Origin of the sequence: Variovorax sp. PAMC26660 (assembly GCF_014302995.1) — a bacterium.
Lineage (GTDB): Bacteria > Pseudomonadota > Gammaproteobacteria > Burkholderiales > Burkholderiaceae_C > Variovorax.
Genome location: NZ_CP060295.1, coordinates 2,955,558 through 2,971,762, shown reverse-complemented (window position 1 = coordinate 2,971,762; position 16,205 = coordinate 2,955,558). Strand labels below are relative to the sequence as shown.

Here is a 16,205-nt window from a genome sequence, read left to right as displayed (position 1 = left end):
TGCGCCGCGCCCTCAGCCGAAGCGGAACAGGGGCTGCCCTGCATCCACTTCCTGGCCCGAATGCACCAGCACGGCCTGCACGGTGGCAGCGGCTTCGGCGCGGACTTCGTTGAACATCTTCATGGCCTCGATCACGCAGAGCAGCTGGCCGGCTTCGACCCCCTGCCCCGGCTGCACGAAGGGCGGCTCGCCGGGTGCGGGCTGCAGGTGCACCACGCCGTAGAGCGGCGCGAGGCATTCGGCCGCAGCGGTCGGCGTCGGTTGCGAGGACACCGCAGCAGGCGCCCTTCGCACGACCGCCGGGCTGCGCACCACGGGCGCGGCCGTCAACGCCGATTGCTTCACCAGCCGCAGCGTGCTGCCGTCTTCGCTGTATTCCAGCTCCGCGAGGTCCGAAGCGGCGAGTGCGTCGATGAGCGTCTTGATCTGTTCCTGCTTCATGCCGGGCCTGTCTGTGGCGACAGAACATCCTTGGTGACCGACGCGTTCCGCGAACGCATAACGGCAGACATGAAAGGTAACGGGCCAGGGGCACAAAGCCCAAGACGGAATGACTGTGCCGGGATAAGGCCGGCTTATGACAGCGCGTTACGACAGCGCGGCCAGCTCCGGTTCGGGCGTGGCCGCGAAGGTGCCGGCCAGGTCGACCACCAGCTCCAGCAGGATGCTTTTCACCGCCTGCGCCGGCTCCGACAGCGGCAGGTGGTCGGACTGGCACAGCGCCAGCGGTGCCTCGATGATCGGATCGACGATCTGGAACTGCCAGGCACCGCAGGACGCCACCACTTCGCGCGCCATCGACGCCGGCAGGATGGTGGCGCCCAGCCCGTCGGCAATGGCCGCGGTCAGCGTGAAGGCCGACTCGATCTCGGCCACCACGCGCGGCACCATGCCCGCGCGCACGAAGGCCGCGTCGACCAGCTTGCGCACCACGTTGTAGGGGCGCGGCAGGAAGAGCTCGATGTCGCGCAGGTCGGCCAGCTTCACCGGCTGCGAGGGTGCCGGCATCGATGCCGGCCCGACCAGGAACAGCGGCTCCTTGAGCAGCGGCAGGAAGCTCAGGCCGTGGATGGCCTTGTCGCCGTAGAGCACGGCCAGGTCCATGCGGCCGTTCATGATGAGTTCGCTCAGCGTGGTGCCGTAGTTCTCGTTCAGGTAGAGCAGGATGCCAGGGTGGCGCGCACGCACGGTGCGCAGCAGCGGCAGCGAAAGCGCGGAGGCGGCAGTGCCGGGCGCAAGCCCCACCGACACCTGGCCCGACAGCCCTTCGCCGGCCGCTTCCATGTCGACGCGGGCCTGCTCGCATTGGCGCAGGATGATCTGCGCGTGGCGGTACAGCACCTTGCCGGCCTCGGTGGGCGTCACGCCGCGCTTGGTGCGCACGAGCAATTGCTGGCGCACCTCGCCCTCGAGCGTGGCCAGTTGCTGGCTCAGCGCGGGCTGGGCGATGAAAAGAACCTCGGCCGCCTGCGTCAGGCTGCCGATGTCCACGATCTTCACGAAATATTTGAGGCGTCGCAGGTTCACGCCTTGTCCCCAAGCAAAAGCCGAGCCTAGCATCGCTCCCCTGGGGCGGCTATCGGGGCTCACCATAAGTTGCGCCTATCCAGCCAGAGCAATCTTGTCTTGGCCTCGCGGGAGCGATGTGCGTACCGTTCGGTTCGTGCAATCCCCAACCCAGGAAGACAAGTGACGCTCTCCCGCATTGCCGCCCGCGTGCGGCGCATCAAGCCCTCGCCCAGCACCTCTGCCGCCGACCGCGCCAACGAGCTGCGCAGGCAGGGCAAGTCGATCGTCAACCTCGTGGTGGGCGAACCCGACTTCGACACGCCGCCCCACATCCGACAGGCCGCAGCCACCGCCATCGAGAAGGGCGCAACGCGCTACACCCTGATGGCCGGCACGGTGGAGCTGCGCCAGGCGATTGCCGCCAAGCTCGAGCGCGAGAACGGCCTGCACTACGCGATGAACGAGATCATTGCCACCAGCGGCGCCAAGAGCGCGATCTACAACGCCTTCGCGGTCACGCTGGAGCCGGGCGACGAAGTGATCATTCCCGCGCCCTACTGGGTGTCGTACCCCGACATGGTGCTGGCCTGCGAAGGCACGCCGGTCACCGTGGCATGCCCCGAAGCGCATGGCTTCAAGTTGACGCCCGCGCAACTCGAAGCCGCCATCACGCCGCGCACGCGCTGGTTGCTGATCAACTCGCCGAGCAACCCGACCGGCGCCAGCTACACGGGTGCCGAGTACCGCGCGCTGGCCGAGGTGCTGGAACGCCATCCGCACGTGATGGTGATGACCGACGAGATCTACGAGCACATCCGTTTCGACGGCGAGGCGACGCCGCACCTGCTCGTGGAGGCGCCCGCACTGCGCGAGCGCACGCTGATCGTGAACGGCGTCTCCAAGACCTATGCGATGACGGGCTGGCGCATCGGCTATGCGGCCGGGCCGGCCGATTTGATCAAGGCGCTGGACACGCTGTTGTCGCAGTCCACCGGCAACTGCTGCTCGGTGAGCCAGGCGGCCGCGGCGGCCGCGCTCAATGGCGACCAGCGCTTCGTGGCCGAGAGCGTGGCCGTGTACAAGCAACGGCGCGACCGCACGCTGGCGCTCATCAACGACATCCCCGGCCTGAGCTGCGCCACGCCGCCCGGCGCCTTCTATCTGTACATCGACTGCGGCGGCCTCATCGGCAAGACCACACCACAAGGCAAGCGGCTGGACGAAGACGGCGACGTGGTGATGTACCTGCTCGAAAGCGAAGGCGTGGCCGTGGTCGCGGGCACAGCGTACGGCTTGTCGCCCTACTTCCGCCTTTCCATTGCCACGTCGATCGAGACGCTGGAAGAAGGCTGCACGCGCATTGCGCGTGCCGTGGTCGCACTGCGCTGACGCACCCACCCGAACACCCGAGGACAACTCCCATGCCCTACAAAGCCATCCGCAAGAACCCGTCGGCCCCGCAAGTCGCGCCGGCCATCGTCGCCGCGCTGCACGACATTCCGGTCGCCGCGCTCAGCGACAACATGCACCGCAACATCGGCAGCGTGGGCCTGCAGCCCTACCACCGCCCCGGGCACAAGACCATGGCCGGCACGGCGGTCACCGTGAAGACGCGCGGGGGCGACAACTTCACGATGATGCGGGCCTTCGAGTTCTGCCGACCCGGCGACGTGCTCGTGATCGATGCGGGCGGCGATGTGACGAACGCGGTGATCGGCGGCATCCTGTCGTTCTATGCCGCGACCATCGGCACCGTGGGCGTGGTGCTCGACGGCGCGATCCGCGACGTGGCCGAGATCCGCGAGCGCGCCTTCCCGGTGTATGCGCGTGGCGTGAACCACCGCGGCCCGTACAAGGACGGCCCCGGCGAGATCAACGTGCCCGTGTCGGTGGGCGGCATGGTGGTGAACCCCGGCGACATCGTGGTCGGCGACCAGGACGGCCTGATGGCCTTCGCGCCCGGCGATGCCGAATGGCTGATCGAGAAGGCCCGCGCGCACCTGGAGACGGAGGCGCGCACGATACAGGCCATGAAGGAAGGATGCTGGGACCGGTCTTTTCTCGATGCGCTCGAAGCGCGCTGCGCCAACTGAGCCTGTCTGTTTCTCTCAGTCGCGTGACGCGCCGCCGCCACTGACCAACTGCCACAGCGCCTCGGCCACCGGCGCCATGTGCGCGGCCTGTCGGTACAGCCGGATGTCCACCGGCACTCGCCACGCGCCCGCGCCGGCATCCACCAGCGTGCCGTGGCGCAGGTCCTCCGCCACCAGGCTCATCGGCAGCCACGCCAGGCCGCGCCCTTCGAGCGCCATCGTGCGGAGCAGCGCTGCGTGGTGCGCGGTGAAGACCACCGACAGCGAAGGCGCGAAGTCCTTGCCGAACTCGCTGTCCTGGATCGACCGCATGATCCGCCCCAGCCCCGATGCTTCGCTGTACGCCAGCACCGACGGTGCCTGACCGGTGCCGAGCGCGTGCAGCGGCGCTCTGTTCGCATCGGGCGCCGCGACCGGCACCAGCACGTCGTCGCTCAGGCGTTGCATCGGGTACTGCGCATCGTCCAGCCGGCCCGGCGCGTCGGCGTGGCCGTGGCACAGCACGAACTGCACGCGACGCTGCAGCATCAGGTCTTCGCAGGCCAGGGAGCTGTCTGAAATGGTCTGGATCGGGCCCAGGGTCAGCCGGGCTTCGATGCGTCCCAGCCAGCGCGGAAAGAAGGTGAGCGACAGCACGTGCGTGGCCGCGAAGCTCAGGCTCGCGGCAGCCAGGTCATGCGCGGCCTTTGCCTTGATGCGGGCAGCTTCAAGGCCGGCCAGCACCTCCTGCAGCAGCGGCTGAAAGCGCTTGCCCGCCGCCGTCAATGCGGTCGGGTGCGCGCTGCGGTCGAACAGGTCGACGCCCACCCATTCCTCCAGCGCACGGATATGACGGCTGAACGCAGGCTGGGCGATGGAGCGTGCCTGTGCCGCGCGAGAGAAATTGCCGGTCTCGGCCAGGGCCAGGAAATCTTCCAGCCATTCGATGTCCAGAGGTCGGTTGCCGGGGCCCATGCGCAGCGCGGTTGGTGGTTTGAATAGTTGTATGCGATTCGAGTATTGGACGGTTCGCACCCCGCCAGCAAAAGATGCACGCATTCCTGCACCTCGAACCACAACGGAGACACAGCATGCCTTCCATCGCGAATTATCGCGGGATCATTCCCGCCATTTCCTGCCCCTTCACCGCCGACCACCGCATCGACGAGCCGGCCCTGCGCAAGCTGGCTTCGTGGCTGGCGGGCCATGACGGCGTGGTGGCGATCATGACCAACGGCCACACCGGCGAAGTGTTTTCGCTGACCCCGGCCGAGCGCGCCGAAGTGACCCGCATCGTTGCGGACGAGTTGCGCGGCCGCATGCCGGTGATCTCGTCGATCGTGTGCGAAGGCCTGGCCGAAGCCGCCGAGCATGCGCGTGCCGCGCAGGCCGCCGGCGCTGTGGCGCTCGACGTGATGCCGCCCCACCACTGGCTGCGCTTCGGCTTCACGCCGGGGCATGCGCTGCAGTACTTCGACGCCATCCACCGTGCCGCGCCCGAACTGGACCTGGTCTGCCACGTGTACCCGGCATGGACGCGCGCCTCGTACTCTTCGCAGCTCCTGGCCGACCTGGCCCGCCTGCCCTACCTGCAGGCCTTCAAGGTCGGGCAGCGCGACATGAACAAGTACGCCCGCGACATCCAGGCGATCCGCGAGGCCGATGCGTCCAAAGCGATCCTCACCTGCCACGACGAATATCTGCTGGCTTCGATGGTGCAAGGCGTCGACGGTGCGCTGGTCGGCTTCGCGACCTTCATCCCGCAACTCATCATCGACCTGTGGAATGCGGTGAAGGCCGGTGACCTGAAAAAGGCGATGGCGGTGCAGGCACTCATCACGCCGCTCAAGGATGCCGTCTACGGCGGCGGCGAACCGACCGGCGAAGCGCATGCGCGCATGAAGGGCGGCATGTACCTGGCCGGCGTGCTCGACAACGCCACGGTGCGCCCGCCGACCGAGGCGCCCAACGCGCGCGAGATGCAAGCGCTGCACGCGGCCGTGCAGCAGGCCGGCCTGTCCAGGCGCTGAGCGCCCGCCCGGCAGCACCGCCGGGCCTTTCCCATAACCACAAGGAGACAAGAGACATGCAACGCCACCATTTCCTGCGCGCCGCGCAGGCCACGCTGATGGCCCTCGCACTGGCCGCTGCGTCCCCGGGCTTTGCCCAGCAGACCTGGCCGAGCCGGCCGGTGCGCATGGTGATCCCGTTTCCGCCGGGCGGCACGCTGGACACCATCGGCCGCCTGCTGGCACAGAAGCTCGGCGAGCAGACGGGCCAGACCTTCATCGTCGAGAACCGGGCCGGTGGCAACGGCATCATCGGCGCCGACGTGGTGTCGAAGGCCCCGGCGGATGGCTACACGCTGCTGTTCAACGCCTCGACCTTCACGACCGCGCCGATGACGATGAAGTCCGTGCCCTACGACGTGGTGAAGGACTTCGCGCCGGTGGCGCTGGTCGCAAAAGCGCCGCTGTCGGTGGCCATCAACAAGAACCTGCCGGTGACCGACGTGAAGTCGCTCATTGCCTATGCGAAGGCGCATCCGGGCAAGATGACTTTCGCGGTGGGCTCGATCGGCTCGGCGGGCCACCTGTCGACCGAACTGCTCAAGCGCGCGGGCGGCGGGCTCGACTACCTGATCGTGCCGTACAAGGGCACCGCGCCAGCCTTCCAGGATTTGATCGGCGGGCAGATCGACGGCTTCATCGACCCCATCCTCGGCTCGCTGCAGTACCAAAAGAGCGGCATGGTGAAGGTGATTGCCGTCACCTCGGCCACGCGCGCCACGAGCCTGCCGAACGTGCCCACGGTGGCCGAAAGCATTCCGGGCTACGAGTTCTATAGCTGGTACGGACTGTGGGGCCCGGCGAAGCTGCCGCCCGCCATCACGCAACGGCTGAATGCCGAGGTCAACAAGGCGTTGGGCACCGACATGCGCGAGACGCTCAACGCGCAAGGCCTGCTGCTCACGCCGGGCAGCGTCGACGACTTCGTGAAGTTCCAGGCGGCCGACATGGCGCGCTCGAAGAAGATCATTGTGGAAGGCGGCATTCATGTCGAATGACGACACCGCACCGCATGCCGTCGTGACGGGCAGCAGCGGCGGCATCGGCCGCGCCATCGCGTCGCACCTGCTGGCGCAGGGCTGGCGCGTGAGCGGGCTCGATCTCGCGGCGCCGACGCTGCTGTCGCAGGCAGGCTTCGCGCATGCAACGGTGGACCTGTCGCAGGCCGAGGACATCGCGCGCGCCACGACCGCGCCTGGGAACGTCGACGCGCTGGTGCATGCGGCCGGCGTGCTGCGCGTGGGGCCGCTGGGCCGGCTCGACCATGCGGGCGGCGAACTGATGTGGCGCCTGCACGTCGATGCCGCCACCCGGCTGGCCGATGCCCTCGTGCCCGCGATGGCCGCACGCGGCACCGGTGGTCGCGTGGTGTTCGTCGGCAGCCGCGTCGCGCAAGGCATGCCCGGGCGCGGACAATACGCCGCGACCAAAGCCGCGTTGATCGCGCTCGCGCGAAGCTGGGCGGCGGAAGTTGCCGACCGGGGCGTGACGATCAACGTGGTGTCGCCCGGCGCGACGCAGACCTCGATGCTGCAAGACCCCGCGCGCGCGGGCAGCGCACCGCGCCTGCCGCCCATCGGCCGGCTGATCCAGCCGGAGGAAATCGCCGCGCTCGTCGGCTTCCTGCTTTCCACATCCGCTGCCGCCATCACCGGGCAGGACATCGCCATCTGCGGCGGTGCGTCGCTGCACCGCTGAATTTCTTCTTTTTTCTCTTTTTTCCCACCACAGACAGACCATGAAAATCGTCGACATCCGCGAGTCCACGCGCCCCATCAAGTCGGACATCCGCAACGCCTACATCGACTTCTCGAAGATGACCCTGAGCCTGGTGGCGGTTGTCACCGATGTGGTCCGCGACGGCCGGCCGGTGATCGGCTACGGCTTCAACTCCAACGGCCGCTACGGCCAGGGCGGACTGATCCGCGAGCGCTTCCTGCCGCGCCTGCTGGAAGCCGATCCGGCCTCGCTCGTCGACGAGACGGGCGACAACCTCGATGCGCACAAGATCTGGGCCCGCATGATGATCAACGAGAAGCCCGGCGGCCACGGCGAGCGCTCGGTGGCCGTGGGCACCATCGACATGGCCGTGTGGGACGCGGTCGCCAAGATCGCAGGCAAGCCGCTCTACCAGTTGCTGGCCGAGCGCTACGGCAACGGCACGCCCAACCCGCGCGTGTTCGTTTATGCGGCCGGCGGCTACTACCACCCGGGCAAGGGGCTGGAAGGGCTGCAACGCGAGATGACCAGCTACCTGGAGCGCGGCTACTCGGTGGTGAAGATGAAGATCGGTGGCGCCTCGCTCGCGGAAGATTGCGAACGCATCGAGTCGGTGCTCAAGCTCCTGGGCCCCGGCCAGCAACTGGCGGTGGACGCCAATGGCCGCTTCGACCTGCCCACCGCCATCGACTACGGCCGCGCGCTGTCGCAGTACCCGTTGTTCTGGTACGAGGAGGCCGGCGATCCGCTCGACTACGAACTGCAGGCGAAATTGGGCGAGGTGTATGCGGGCCCGATGGCCACGGGCGAGAACCTGTTCTCGATGCAGGACGCACGCAACCTGATTCGCCACGGCGGCATGCGGCCCGACCGCGACTGGCTGCAGTTCGACTGCGCACTCAGCTACGGGCTGGTCGAGTACCTGCGCACGCTCGACATGCTCAAGGCGCACGGCTGGTCGCCCTCGCGCTGCATTCCGCACGGCGGCCACCAGATGTCGCTGGCAATTGCGGCCGGCCTCGGGCTCGGCGGCAACGAGAGCTACCCCGACCTGTTCCAGCCCTACGGCGGCTTCCCCGATGGCGTGAAGGTGGACAACGGCTACGTCACGCTGCCGCCGCTGCCGGGCATCGGCTTCGAGGGCAAGGCCGATCTCATTGCGCAGATGCGGGCGCTTGCGAGCTGAACGACTGGAGGCTCAGGGTCAGGGTTGAAAGCCCGAGCGGCGCACCACCGGCTCCCATTGCTGGCGATAGGCCTTGAGCATCTGCGCGGTCTCCGCAGCGGTACTGACCACGGGCGTGATGTAGAGCGCGTCGGCCGCCTTCTGCAGCCCCGGGTCTTTCATCACATCGTGGATCGCGTTGGCCAGCAGTTGCACCTTCGCGGGCGCCATCGCACTGGGTGCGAAGAAGGTGTTCCAGCCATCGGCATCGATCTTCATGCCGGCTTCGCGGAAGGTCGGAATACCGGGCGCGAAGCTCGCGCGCTTCTTGCCCGACACAGCCAGGATGCGGATCTTGCCGGCCACGTGCTGGGCATAGACCGAGTCGAGCGTGTCGATGGCAATCGGCAGGCTGCCGCCGATCAGATCGGCCGACAATGGCGCCGATCCGCCATAGCCCTTGATCTGCGGCTGCACGCTCAAGGCATCGCCCACCATCAGGCCGAAGAAGTGAGGCAGGCTGCCGGTGGCAGGCACGCCGAAGACCGCTTCTTCCGGATGCGCCCAGAGCCGCCCGACCAGGAACATCGCGCGGTCGAGCTGCAGCTTGTTGCCCACCGCCAGCGCGAAGTCGTAGCTGCTGACCTGCGACACGGGCACGAAGTCCTTGTCGGGGTCGTAGCCCGCGTCCTTGAACACGAGCGGCGCGACCACCATCACCGCGGGGTTGCCGAGCATCAGCACGTTCTGCCCGGCAGGCGCGCGCTTGACCTCCTTGGCCGCGAGCCGGCCACCTTCGCCGGGACGGTTCTCGACGGTCACAGCCACGCCGAGCTTCGGCGTCAGCCGCTCCGCGATCAGGCGCGCGATGCGGTCGGTGCTGCCGCCGGGGGCGTAGCCGACCACGAGGCTCAGCGGGCCGTCCAGCGCGGGTGCCTGGGCATGGGCCACGGGTGCGCAAGCGGCAAGGGCCATGCCCCATGCCATGAGCTTGCGCCGGGAAAGGAATGCAACCATCGGATCTCCTGCGGGCGGTGTGGTGGTGGTGAACAGGCAGGCGCGCTTCCTGCACGGCGAAAATCGCCTGCCGAACCTGTTGCTGCTTGTGGAAACTTGTTACTGAGTTATACGTACGCCACAAACAGTTGATCTAATCCATCACCTGTGCGCCGAGGCGAGCGAACCACATTCCCGGCCCTTCTGAACCCATCCGTATGCAATCCTTTCCCGATGCAGCAGCGTTGCGCGCGCCCCGTTCCCTGGACGACTTGCTGATGTACCGGCTGTCACGTGCCGCGCGCGCCGGCAGCGGCATGGCGACCCGGCTGGTCGAAGGAGGCTTCGGCATCACGCGCCGCGAGTGGGGAATGATCGGCACCCTCGCGCAAGAGGGCGAGGTGACGTCATCGACGCTCGCCGCGCATCTGCAACTGGACCGGGTGCGCACCTCGCGCGGACTGCGCAGCCTGGTCGACAAGAAGCTGGTGGAACGGCGGCAGGATGCGCAGGACCGGCGCGAGGTCCACGTGCGTTTGAGCCCTTCGGGTCAGCAGCTCTTCGGCAAGCTGTTTCCCCGGATCGCGGCGCTCAACACCGATCTGCTGGCGGGCATCGACCCTGCGGAGCTGGAGATCTTTCTGCGGTGCCTGCGGCATCTCGAGCAGCGTGGGAGCGAGCTGATCGCACAGGGTGCCGTCGTGGAGAAGGCGGACCGGCGCTCGGGGGGCACGCGGCATCGGTGGCCCGAGCGCGAAGGCTGAGCGGTAAAGAAAAAGGCCCCCAGCACAGGTGCTGGAGGCCTTTGATCACAGACGAATCAACCGTTTTTCAGTACGGTTATGACGACCTTTTTCGTAAACAAATGAGAAGCCTTCGAATGGATTTCGACTTGTTTCCTGCGAACTTCCCGTTCTATTTGCAAACATCTTCCTATTTTTCGGAAGACTTGTTTACTTTTTTGAAGGGGGTTACGGGAAGCGACCTGAAGCCCGACCGGCTCTCGGCAACCGTCGATCCCTAGAGTTATCGCCTCGCCTCGCCTCGCCTCGCCTCGCCTCGCCTCGACACGACACGACACGACACGACACGACACGACACGAGCAAAGAATTTTCACCACAGCGTTTATAGCCCCTGGCTTTCAGACTCTGTCCACCTAGCCGCGACCCTCTTCACGCGGGCAGGATCAAGAAAATCGAATTGGGGATCTACGAATGAACCGGCATTGGTTTCGAATAACCAAGCGATTCGACCTTCGTCTTCGCTCACCTCACATTCCCACAAAGCGGTGCACCTCGTCATTGCGATAGAGCCTGTGCGAGTCATGTACTGCGGTAAGACGACGTGGAGTTTCGCTTGCTCCCATTTCTGGCCGAGCAAGACACCCAATGCGTCGCACGCACGAGCGGCCAAGTAACAACTCCATCGCTGGAAATCGTCCTCCGCTCCCTTTCTGGGAAGAACCTGAATGTGCCAGAGTGGAACGTTGAAGCACTGCTCAACCAGTTGGAACTGCCGAGCGCCAGCCTCGTCGTCCTCAAGGAACGGTGGCACATACACCTCAAAACGATCATCAGTGCGAAACATAAGCAATTTTATGTGGAAGATCATCCGTGGTGTGATCGTATGCATTCGGAGACGATTTTGTCCATGCCGATGCCTTCGCCCAAACACGCGCTGGATCCTGCGCTTGTTGCGTTGGGCATGGCCATTCGCGCCACCCGGAAAGCTCGTGGGATATCACAAGAGGAGTTGGCGCACCTCAGCCAAGTGGATCGCTCTTACATGAGTAGCATCGAGCGCGGAACTCAAAACCCCGGCCTTATGGTCGTGGTTCGTATCGCTTCTGGCATTGGAATATCAGTCGCCGAACTGGCCACTGAAGCCGGCATATAGAACCCTGCCCCGGGCAGCGCATAACTCCTAGCGGCTGAACCGCCCACCGATCTCGAAGGTCCATCGGGGACGCGTGCGACCAGAAATCGACAGGTTTAGTGAACTCGGCTCAACGAAGCGCCAAACATAGTCAGCGAGTTGCTGTCGCTTCGCTGGCAGCCCACGACATCCACTGCCTGACGTTCGTCACGTCAAGACTGTGTTGCCCGTACGCTTACGACGCAATGCGTTCGTGCTGAGGCGCAGCAATTCATCGGCTGAGGTGCTGGTCTTCGCAGGTCCATATGGATAGGTGTCGGCATGCTCAAATCCATTGAACATCCGTTCACCGCGCCGGGGGCGCAGCTACGACATACTCGCCGCCGACAGACAGGCGGTCGCATAGAAGGCAGGCACGATGATTACGCACAAGATTTCTGCTCCCCCTCCCGTCGCCCACCCAGCCGCAGGGCCCACACCGAGCGCGTCCGCCGCACCACCCACCGCAACAGCCGCACTTCCCTGCGCTTCACCAATTCAGCTCGCCTGTGTCGAGGTCAGCAACTTCCGACGCCTCGGTAGGACCCGCCTTGAGCTCGACGAGTCCACCACGATCCTGGTTGGCGCCAACAACAGCGGCAAAACTTCTCTACTCACCGTCCTTCGAAACTTCCTGAGCGAGGCGCCCGGATTTCGCTCTTTCGACATCAGTCTTTCGCAGTGGGCGAAGTTGCGTAAGTTGGGTGAATTCTGGGAAGCGCTCGACGAGGATCCCACGACCGAATCCAAGGATGTCGAAAAGTGGGAGAACCAGTATCACGAGCTCATGGCTTGCATGCCATTTATCGACCTTTGGTTCGATGCAAAGGAAGGGGCGTACAACCATGTCGCTCCGTTCATTACGTCGTTGAAGTGGTCGGGAGGTGCAGTTGGGGTGCGGGTTCGGTTGGAGCCCGTGGCAGCTGCGGACGAACTTCGCAAGCTGGCTTGGCGATACCGTGAAGCGCGCGCTCCCGTGCGGAAGCTTGCGAAAGATGGCCATGCATGGCCGATGGACCTGCTTGATTACTGGCTCCGGAACTCTGCCGACCTGCGCCGCATCGCTGCATACCGCCTTGATCCTGCGAAGGGGCCCCTGGCGGACAAGAAGCGTCGTGACCTGCAGCATCTGCCACTCGGTTCGCAGCCGGTCGAGCTGTCTTTCCTACGCAAGCTCATCCGGGTGGATTTTGTTCCGGCTCAGCGCGGACTCGGCGCCGAGGAAGACGAGTCGCGGTCTGAGTCGGCCAACACTCGACCCGGAATGTTCTCGAGCCAGCTCCTGAAATTTGCTCGGCAACACTTGAATGTCGCGCCGACCGGCCACGGTCATCGGGAGGACTTGGTCGAGGCCATCGCTAAAGCTCAAGCCGAACTCGACGACTCGATTTATAAGGCGCTCCAACCGGCGATGGAGGACGTGGAGGTTTTGGGATATCCGGGCATGCATGACCCTCAACAGATCTACTTCCGCACCCGTATCCAGACCGCTGATCTTCTGGCGCACAGTACTGCGGTTCAGTATCGTCTAGACAAGAGTGAGGTAGACGAATCGTTGCCTGAACACTCCATCGGGCTGGGTTATCAGAATCTTCAGTCCCTGAGCTTCATGCTTGTGTCGTTCCGTGCTGCACGTCTCAATCCACCGCAGGGCACTCCAGCCGCAGTTCACCTCGTGATGGTTGAGGAGCCTGAAGCGCACCTTCACGTGCAAGTACAGCGCAGCTTCTCGGCGAACGCCCACGGGCTCATTCGCCCCAAAGAGCCGGTGCATAGCTACCTTCGTAGCCAGTTGCTCATCAGCACTCATTCAAGCCATCTGGCCCATGGCGACAGCTTCACGAGGCTGCGATATGTAAAGCGGGTGGCAAGTACCGGCGCGGGAGTCAAGCCCAGCACGGAGGTCATCAATCTTGGCGACGCCTTCGGTGACGACATCCAGACCAGGACGTTCGCCGAGCGCTACTTTCAGGTCCAACACACGGACCTGCTCTTTGCTGATGCGGCCGTCTTCGTGGAGGGCACCGCGGAGCGGATGCTCGTGCCGCTATTCATCGAGCGGGACTTCCCCAAGCTCGCCAAGAAGTACGTGTCGTTTCTCGACATCGGAGGCAGCCATGCGCACCGGCTCAGGCCGCTGGTGGAGCGGCTGGGAATTCCAACGGCCGTCATCACCGATTTGGACCCTGTGCTGCCGACCAAGAATGCGAGAGGGCGCATCGTGCGGGCGGCGGTGCACATTGCAGGCCAAGCGGGTCTGGAATGCGGGAACGACACGTTGACCGCATGGCATCCAAAGTTGCCGGACTTCCAAGCCTATGCAAAGCCATTGACCGCTCAACTGGAGTGGACCTCTGACTCCGGTGTCAAGGTCCGCTTCGCATGGCAGCTACCCATTGCGGCCGCCAGTGACCAATGGCCCAGCTCGTTCGAGGACGCTCTCGTGCTCTCCAACATCGACTGGTTCAAGGCGTTGGATGACGAAAAGGACCCCACCACCGGCAAGAAAAAAGACCATCGTGGCACCCTTGGGAAGGTAATAGGCCTCGTGCTCGATCACCCTGAGCACGCTGAATTGCTGATGGAACTCCACGCAATGCTGCGCGGGAACTTCAGTAAGGGCGACTTCGCCGCCACCCTTTTCGAGCGACTGAACAATGGCCAAGCCTTGACATGTCCCACGTACATCGCTGACGCGCTTGCTTGGTTGGGCGACCAGCTCAACGCTACAGCGGGAGAAACCCCGTGAACGCCGCAGTGCAGCCGCTGGACAACGACCGCGACGCACACGTTGTCGAGGATATCTGCGGCTACATCACCGCGGTTCCGCCGCGCAGCTTCTTCCTTTTCGCCGGAGCTGGGTCCGGGAAGACTCGCACGTTGGTCGAGGTCCTGCGACGACTCACCGGAGTGGTGGAGCACGAAGCAGGTGGACAGTATGCCGAGCGGCTCCGGTCTCGTGGTCAGTCGGTTCGCGTCATCACCTACACCAAGAACGCGACCGCCGTCGTCACCGGTCGGCTTGGCGAGAACTACCTGACCGCTGTATCGACGATCCACGCCTTCTGCTGGGAATTCATCAAGGGCTTTGACGAGGACATCCGAGACGCGCTGCTTGCTCGCAATGCCAAGAAACTTGCAGAAGCCAAGGCCTATGCAATGGGCAAGAAGAAGGGGGAGTCGGATAGAGACCGGGAGAAGTACGCTGAGCTTGAGACAGAGGCCGACGAAATCCACAAGACGGAGGCGTTCATCTATCACCCGGACCGGAACACCTACGGACAAGGTGCGCTGTCACACGCTGAAGTCCTGGAAGTAGCGGCATGGCTCATTCGTGAGCGACCTACTCTGCAGCGCATTCTGGAGGACCGACACCCGCTCATCCTCATCGACGAGTCGCAGGACACGATGAAGGGTGTTCTCGACGCGCTGTTCGAACTTTCGAAAAGCCGCCCGGGTCACATCGCGCTCGGTCTCCTAGGCGATCATCGGCAACGTATCTACCCGGACGGCCACGACGATCTGCCTTCGCACGTGCCCGAGGATTGGGAGCGCCCTGCGCTGCAGATGAACCATCGCAGCCAGCAACGCATCGTCGAGCTAATCAACAAGATCTGGGATTCGGACATCGAGGGCCGTACCCAGCCCAAGACTGGCGTGCCTCAGCATTCGCGGACGGAGAAGAATGCCGGCACGGTCCGCATCTTTGTCGGAGATACCAAGACGGATACGGCCAAAAAGATCGAGAAGGAGGTGAGCTGCGCCCAGGCCATGGCGGCCGCGACTGCCAGCGCAGCTTGGCAGGGGGATGTGCGAAGCTACAAGACGCTCGCGCTTGAGCACAAGCTGGCTGCCAAGCGGGGCAACTTCTTCGAGGCATACAACGCGATGGAGCTGCTGGACAAAGATGCCGCGATGCCCAAAAGCAATGGGGAGCGAACTGGTCCTGCCATGGTTCGGCCGGTCCTCGGCCCAATGCTGGAGCTTGCCGAGTGTTTGCAGCCGGATGGCTCGCTGAACGAGTTTGCCGCCATGGACGTGCTGCGCCGCCATGGCGCTCTTGCGAAGCTGCCCCAGACCAGCGCCGAGCGCCAAGTGGCCTTGGACAACATTCACGCCGCAGTCATGGGATTCACCGCCGCCACGTTCAAAGACGGCGCTACGGTGCGGGAAGTCTTGTCGCCTGTCCTTGAGGGGGGACTGTTCGATGCGGACTCGCGTTTAGTCCAGGCATATGGAAACGCCTCGCCTCCGCCACCCGAGCCGAAGATCAAAGGCAAGGAAGCAAAGGAAGACCGGCTAAAGCGCGGATGGCACGCTCTCTTCAACGCGCCCTGGCAAGAGATTGCTAGGTATCGCGCCTACCTTGCCGGAGAAGCCGAGCTCGCCACGCATCAAGTTGTCAAAGGCTCAGAGTTCAAGCACGTCATGGTCGTCATGGACGATGAGGAAGCTGGCGGCAACCAGTTCTCCTACGACAAGCTCTTCGGAGCCGAGGCGCTGAGCCCAACCGACCAAGAGAACGTCGAGGAGGGCAATGAGACGACCATCGATAGAACGCTGCGACTTCTCTACGTCACATGCAGCCGAGCTGAAGAAAGCCTCGCTCTGGTCCTCTGGGCCAAGAACCCTGCAGCAGCGCTTGCCGCAATCAAGCAATCTGAATGGTTTGCCGAGGACGAAATAAGCGCTTTGTAGCGCTGGTCGATGCCCATGCATTGATGACCGCAGTTCATCGCGGAAATTTCCGCTGGATAATT

14 protein-coding genes are annotated in these 16,205 nt (G+C 64.5%); 10 read left to right on the top strand and 4 right to left on the bottom strand.

Annotated features, from left to right (window positions below):
* Positions 1 to 12: 12 nt before the first annotated feature.
* Both H7F35_RS14280 and nac read right to left on the bottom strand, forming a co-directional pair.
* Complete coding sequence (locus tag H7F35_RS14280) at positions 13 to 441, bottom strand: acetyl-CoA carboxylase biotin carboxyl carrier protein (RefSeq protein ID WP_187113487.1); 429 nt, start codon at positions 439 to 441, stop codon at positions 13 to 15.
* A gap of 147 nt (positions 442 to 588) precedes the next feature.
* Entirely contained in the window at positions 589 to 1,527 is a 939-nt protein-coding gene (gene nac, locus H7F35_RS14275; protein WP_261803626.1) for a nitrogen assimilation transcriptional regulator NAC, read from the bottom strand.
* Positions 1,528 to 1,689: 162 nt separating this feature from the next.
* On the opposite strand from nac, the gene H7F35_RS14270 reads away from it, so the two are divergent.
* Complete coding sequence (locus H7F35_RS14270) at positions 1,690 to 2,898, top strand: aspartate transaminase (protein ID WP_187113486.1); 1,209 nt, start codon at positions 1,690 to 1,692, stop codon at positions 2,896 to 2,898.
* Between the two features lie 32 nt (positions 2,899 to 2,930).
* Entirely contained in the window at positions 2,931 to 3,602 is a 672-nt protein-coding gene (locus tag H7F35_RS14265; protein WP_187113485.1) for an RraA family protein, read from the top strand.
* Between the two features lie 15 nt (positions 3,603 to 3,617).
* Here H7F35_RS14265 and H7F35_RS14260 read toward each other — a convergent pair whose 3' ends face one another.
* On the bottom strand, positions 3,618 to 4,556 hold the full coding sequence (locus H7F35_RS14260) for a LysR family transcriptional regulator (RefSeq protein ID WP_187113484.1): 939 nt from the start codon (positions 4,554 to 4,556) through the stop codon (positions 3,618 to 3,620).
* 116 nt (positions 4,557 to 4,672) lie between these two features.
* Here H7F35_RS14260 and H7F35_RS14255 point away from each other — a divergent pair, with 116 nt between their 5' ends.
* Genes H7F35_RS14255 through H7F35_RS14240 form a run of 4 tightly spaced genes read left to right on the top strand, consistent with a single transcriptional unit; the run spans position 4,673 to position 8,555 of the window.
* Positions 4,673 to 5,611, top strand: coding sequence for a dihydrodipicolinate synthase family protein (locus H7F35_RS14255; protein ID WP_187113483.1), 939 nt, complete (start codon positions 4,673 to 4,675; stop codon positions 5,609 to 5,611).
* Between the two features lie 56 nt (positions 5,612 to 5,667).
* Positions 5,668 to 6,648 (top strand): Bug family tripartite tricarboxylate transporter substrate binding protein, encoded by a 981-nt coding sequence (locus tag H7F35_RS14250; protein WP_187113482.1) that lies wholly within the window; start codon positions 5,668 to 5,670, stop codon positions 6,646 to 6,648.
* Complete coding sequence (locus H7F35_RS14245; protein WP_187113481.1) at positions 6,638 to 7,348, top strand: SDR family NAD(P)-dependent oxidoreductase; 711 nt, start codon at positions 6,638 to 6,640, stop codon at positions 7,346 to 7,348. The genes H7F35_RS14250 and H7F35_RS14245 overlap by 11 nt, the downstream gene beginning before the upstream one ends.
* 40 nt (positions 7,349 to 7,388) lie before the next feature.
* Positions 7,389 to 8,555, top strand: coding sequence for a mandelate racemase/muconate lactonizing enzyme family protein (locus H7F35_RS14240; RefSeq protein WP_187113480.1), 1,167 nt, complete (start codon positions 7,389 to 7,391; stop codon positions 8,553 to 8,555).
* 18 nt (positions 8,556 to 8,573) lie between these two features.
* Here H7F35_RS14240 and H7F35_RS14235 read toward each other — a convergent pair whose 3' ends face one another.
* The gene (locus H7F35_RS14235) at positions 8,574 to 9,551 is read right to left on the bottom strand and encodes a tripartite tricarboxylate transporter substrate-binding protein (protein WP_187113479.1); all 978 of its coding nucleotides are present in this window, start codon (positions 9,549 to 9,551) and stop codon (positions 8,574 to 8,576) included.
* A 197-nt stretch (positions 9,552 to 9,748) separates the two neighbouring features.
* Between H7F35_RS14235 and H7F35_RS14230 the strand changes: the two genes are divergently transcribed.
* The 4 genes from H7F35_RS14230 (at position 9,749) to H7F35_RS14215 (ending at position 16,143) form a co-directional block, all read left to right on the top strand.
* Positions 9,749 to 10,294 (top strand): MarR family winged helix-turn-helix transcriptional regulator, encoded by a 546-nt coding sequence (locus tag H7F35_RS14230; RefSeq protein ID WP_187113478.1) that lies wholly within the window; start codon positions 9,749 to 9,751, stop codon positions 10,292 to 10,294.
* A 593-nt stretch (positions 10,295 to 10,887) separates the two neighbouring features.
* Positions 10,888 to 11,427: a helix-turn-helix transcriptional regulator gene (locus H7F35_RS35040; RefSeq protein WP_315970477.1), complete on the top strand. Its 540-nt coding sequence runs from the start codon at positions 10,888 to 10,890 to the stop codon at positions 11,425 to 11,427.
* Between the two features lie 397 nt (positions 11,428 to 11,824).
* The gene (locus H7F35_RS14220; RefSeq protein WP_187113477.1) at positions 11,825 to 14,194 is read left to right on the top strand and encodes an AAA family ATPase; all 2,370 of its coding nucleotides are present in this window, start codon (positions 11,825 to 11,827) and stop codon (positions 14,192 to 14,194) included.
* Positions 14,191 to 16,143 carry a UvrD-helicase domain-containing protein gene (locus tag H7F35_RS14215; protein ID WP_187113476.1) on the top strand — a complete coding sequence of 651 codons (1,953 nt, stop codon included), beginning with the start codon at positions 14,191 to 14,193 and terminating at the stop codon, positions 16,141 to 16,143. Before H7F35_RS14220 ends, H7F35_RS14215 begins: the two co-directional genes overlap by 4 nt.
* The last annotated feature ends 62 nt before the right edge of the window (positions 16,144 to 16,205 follow it).